This is a genomic window from Daejeonella sp. (assembly GCF_044232565.1).
Classification (GTDB): domain Bacteria; phylum Bacteroidota; class Bacteroidia; order Sphingobacteriales; family Sphingobacteriaceae; genus Daejeonella.
The window spans coordinates 1-4,201 of the sequence record NZ_JBIILQ010000328.1 but is presented as its reverse complement, the minus strand read 5'-3'; the positions used below and the strand labels follow the sequence as shown (position 1 = coordinate 4,201).

Genomic DNA, 4,201 nt, shown 5'->3' with positions numbered 1-4,201 from the left:
TCTTATCCAGCTTAAATTAAACTATTAATAGTTCTAAATTTTCTTTAATCCATCTTCAAGATCCTGAAGAAGGTCATCTACCGATTCAATTCCAACAGAATAACGTATTAAACTCTCAGGAATACCCAAAAGAGCCCTTTGTGCTTCGGTTAATTCAACGTGGCTTGTTGTACGCGGCGGACCGGCCAAGGTACTCACAGAACCTAGGCTTGCCGCTAAATGAACAAGTTTTAAGGATGGGAGAAATTTTTCTACTAAATCATAACCACCATTAAGGGCAAAACTTAGCATCCCACCAAAACCACGCATCTGTGATTTAGCAATTTCATGTCCTTTATGTGTTTCCAATCCCGGATAGAATACATCACTCACTTTAGCGTGAGCCTTCAGATATCGTGCAATTTTTAAAGCAGATTCATTTTGGCGCGACACCCTTAATTCCAGAGTTTTCATTCCCCTAGCAATCATATAGGCGGGATCAGCCTGCAAACTAGCACCATTAATTTCTCTGAAATGAAATACTTTCTGTACGAGATCTTTACTACCGGCCAATAAGCCGCCCATGGCATCCGAATGACCGCAAAGGTATTTAGTAGCGCTATGAAGCACTAAATCAGCACCAAGTGCCAATGGGTTTTGATTAATTGGTGTAGCGAAGGTATTATCTACAACCACAATTGCACCCACTTTCTTAGCTGCCAAAGCCATACGTTTAATGTCCACTATTTTTAGTGTAGGATTGGTAGGAGTTTCTAGGTAAACTAAATCGCAACCCTTGGCAATTTCCAATTCCATTTCCTCATGATTGCCAGTCTCACATAATTTAACCTCCACCTGATACTCAGGAAAAAAATCTAAAAACAACTTGCTAGTCCCGCCATAAGTATCTTTCATTGACACCACTCGCTTGCCCGGCTTCAAAAAAGTAAACAAGGTATTGCTGATGGCTGCCATGCCTGTTGCAAAAGCGGTTGCCGATTCCGCCCCTTCCAGCACTCTGATTTTTTCTTCAAGAGCTGCAACGGTTGGATTAGTATTTCGGCTATAAATAAAACCATCTTGCTTACCCACAGAAATATCATACCATTCATTCAAATCGTTGTAGGCAAAAGCAACGCTATTCACAATTGGAGTAGTTACTGCTTCCTTAAAATAAGGATTATTCTCTCCAGCCCAAACAGCCTCGGTAGCTTTATTGTATTTTTTATTTTCCATTTATTAGTGCAATATTAACATTTATGAACCCAGGTTTTTTAAAAAAACAGATTGAAAACCTTTGATTACAAATGTAATTAAGTATATGCCAATTAACCCATCTTAAGAAAATGAGTGATTAATTTTACAGACACCATCATTTTAAAATCAAAACTGGTAAAAAAAGAATATCCGGCAACAATAATCATATTAAAAATTAATTTATGATTATTGAAAAACCGGATACACTAGAATTAGGTAGAAAGGAACTAATCTGTTTTTTTGTTTAGATCTAGCTTATTATTACCTATTAATATTTTTAGATTTTCACTTTAGTATCACCACCTTTTTCAAGAGTGATATCATGTGGCTGATTCTTTTTCCAAGCGCCACGGGTAAAATCAGGAATATCAACTGAGTTTGAGCGGTTATTGACCGACCATTCGCTTAATGGCCAGATTGAGCTCCACGCTGCTGCATCATACACATCTTGATCAAGAGGCAAACCATTACGCAAGCAATCAATTAGTCGCCAGTTCATAAGGAAATCCATACCACCATGACCGCCTACTTTTTTTGCAAGATCACCTACTTTTTTGACAATATTGGGGGTAAATTGCGCTTCGAGTGCTTTAAATTCTTCGTCCTTAAGCCAACCTGAATGGCCATTAGAAATTCTTGGTGTTGGATATTTTAACGCAGTACCTTTTGTTCCACTAACAAGATGAATACGAGAATATGGACGGGGAGATGTTACATCATGCTGAATCATAATGGTTTTACCCTTAGCGGTACGAATTGTGGTGGTATTCATATTGCCTTTAAAATCCTTACCTACAAATTCTTTGTACAAATCATTCTTTTCAGCCTCAACTTTGGCACGCTCAGCCATCATAAAATCATTGGATGAAACAGAAACCAAATAATCCATTTTATCACCGCGATTCACATTTAAAACTTGGCAAACCGGACCTAAGCCATGAGTTGGGTATAAGCTTCCTTCACGAGTAGCGTTTTCCCTTAATCGCCACATATTTTGGTAGCCCTTATCACTAAAATTAAGGTCTATTAAATTGTGAATATAAGCTCCTTCAGTATGAATAATCTCACCGAAATAGCCTTGTCTTGCCATGTTTAATGTCAATAATTCAAAAAAGTCGTAGCAGCAATTTTCGAGCATCATACAATGTTTGCGCGTACGCTCAGAAGTTTCAACAAGTTGCCAGCACTCCTCTAATGAAACAGTTGCGGGCACTTCAATGGCAACATGTTTGCCCTGTTCCATTGCATAAAGTGCCATCGGGGTATGCAAATGCCAAGGAGTACAAATGTAAATTAGATCAATATCCTTTTGTTCACATAATTTTTTCCACTCATCCTCAGACCCAGAATAAAGTTTAGGATTATGGCTAGTACCTTCAAGCTTTTTTTTGGCTTTATTGACACTATTGGGACGCAAATCGCATAAAGCTTTAATTTCTGTACCCTCGATTTTAGAAATCTCATTTAAATGCGAGGGACCACGTTGGCCTAAACCAATAAAACCAACACGAACAGTTTCGAGCTTGGGTGCCGCATAACCTGTCATGTTAAACGTTTGAATACTGGATTTTGCAATCCACGGACCTTTTCTCTCTTCAGAAGCAAATCCATTTAATACTGTTGCACCTGCAAGTCCTAATCCGGCAAGGCTACTTTTCTTTAAAAAATCTCTACGGTTATTTTTCATTATTTCTATGTTTTCTATAGTGAATTAGTTGGTTTAGATCCCTGGGAAATACTTTTCAGCATTTGTTCTATAAATTTTATCGATAACACTCTTAGGTAATTTGAGTCCCTGAAGCTTTTCATCAAAATCAGAAACATTCATTTCATCATCAGATACAAAATATCTCCAATCGCTAAGCCTTCTTTCATGAATACGAATTTTATATTTCGCAGGATCTGCTCCTTTTGCAACCGAATTATCTGTTGCATAAATAAGTCGATCTTGATATTTAACCATGAAATCGTATACTTTTTGTCTGTTTTTAACCGTCTGATATTGAAGATGACAAATTCGTTCGGCCATATCAACAGCCATATTTGGAAATTTATCGAGTCTTTTTGCCAATTCATCCACATCCCATTCAAGGCTACCCAAGTGAACACCAACGAAACGGATTGCAGGATGTTTTTCAAGCATTTTATCCCGTGCATCTATTTGGTCTTGATAAGAAGGATATTCAGGATGAAGGAACATATGATACTTAGGATTTTTAGAAAAGTATGATTTATCTCCTGAAACAGTCATTTTTTCAACGGGAAGCCATGCATTTTTAGGCTCACCTAAATGTCCAATTAGGGTAACATTATTTTTTTCGATAAAGTCAAGAACAGGGTCGAGCCTCGCATCATTAACCATCACAAATTTTCCATCCTTGTCTTTAAGCTCCATTCCAATATTTTTCCAAATTTTAACACCAATTGCACCCTTGCTAAATGAATTTTTAAGATAAGCAAGAGTTTGAGGCAGCCAAAGATCTGTACCCCAATCTTTCATGGTAAAAGTAGTTGCATAGGCTACTTGTTCGGGGAAATTATTTATAAGCGATAGGGCAACATTTTCTTGATTATCTACCGATGGATAAGTTGAAGGATTAACATTTACCGTTAACAATTTAAAATTATCCTCTTTAGCTAAATTAATGAAAGCGGTATCGTAGGTATTGATATGCACGTGGGTATCATATTTTTCTACCAACTTAAAGTCTTGCATAAAGTAAAACTGAGAAGAAGACTTAGCTACTTTAGATGGTTTGCTCTGAGCTTGTGAAGCGCCATGAAAAAGCATGGAAATCATACATAAATAAAGAAATTTCGTTTTCATAAACTATGAGATTTTTTTTAAAAAATGAAATCAAATCTTAATAAATATTTTTTTCTTAAACATCCAATATAAAATCAACCACTCAAACAATAGAACTAGTCCGCCGCTTATTAAAGTAGCATAAGCGGAACCAAATAC

3 protein-coding genes are annotated in these 4,201 nt (G+C 36.8%); all 3 read right to left on the bottom strand.

Features of this window, described 5'->3' with window-relative positions; all coding sequences use genetic code 11:
• Nucleotides 1-33 precede the first annotated feature (33 nt).
• Nucleotides 34-1,215 carry a cystathionine gamma-synthase family protein gene (locus ACILQF_RS12895; RefSeq protein ID WP_395627807.1) on the bottom strand — a complete coding sequence of 394 codons (1,182 nt, stop codon included), beginning with the start codon at nt 1,213-1,215 and terminating at the stop codon, nt 34-36.
• Nucleotides 1,216-1,513: 298 nt separating this feature from the next.
• Nucleotides 1,514-2,923, bottom strand: coding sequence for a Gfo/Idh/MocA family protein (locus ACILQF_RS12890; protein WP_395627806.1), 1,410 nt, complete (start codon nt 2,921-2,923; stop codon nt 1,514-1,516).
• 33 nt (nt 2,924-2,956) lie between these two features.
• Nucleotides 2,957-4,063, bottom strand: a complete 1,107-nt coding sequence (locus ACILQF_RS12885; RefSeq protein WP_395627805.1) for an amidohydrolase family protein — start codon at nt 4,061-4,063, stop codon at nt 2,957-2,959.
• Nucleotides 4,064-4,201 lie beyond the last annotated feature (138 nt).

Coding starts and splice junctions, on each gene's coding strand:
- ACILQF_RS12895 (WP_395627807.1), bottom strand. CDS start 1,215: ATGGAAAATAAAAAATACAATAAAGCTACCGAGGCTGTTTGGGCTGGA.
- ACILQF_RS12890 (WP_395627806.1), bottom strand. CDS start 2,923: ATGAAAAATAACCGTAGAGATTTTTTAAAGAAAAGTAGCCTTGCCGGA.
- ACILQF_RS12885 (WP_395627805.1), bottom strand. CDS start 4,063: ATGAAAACGAAATTTCTTTATTTATGTATGATTTCCATGCTTTTTCAT.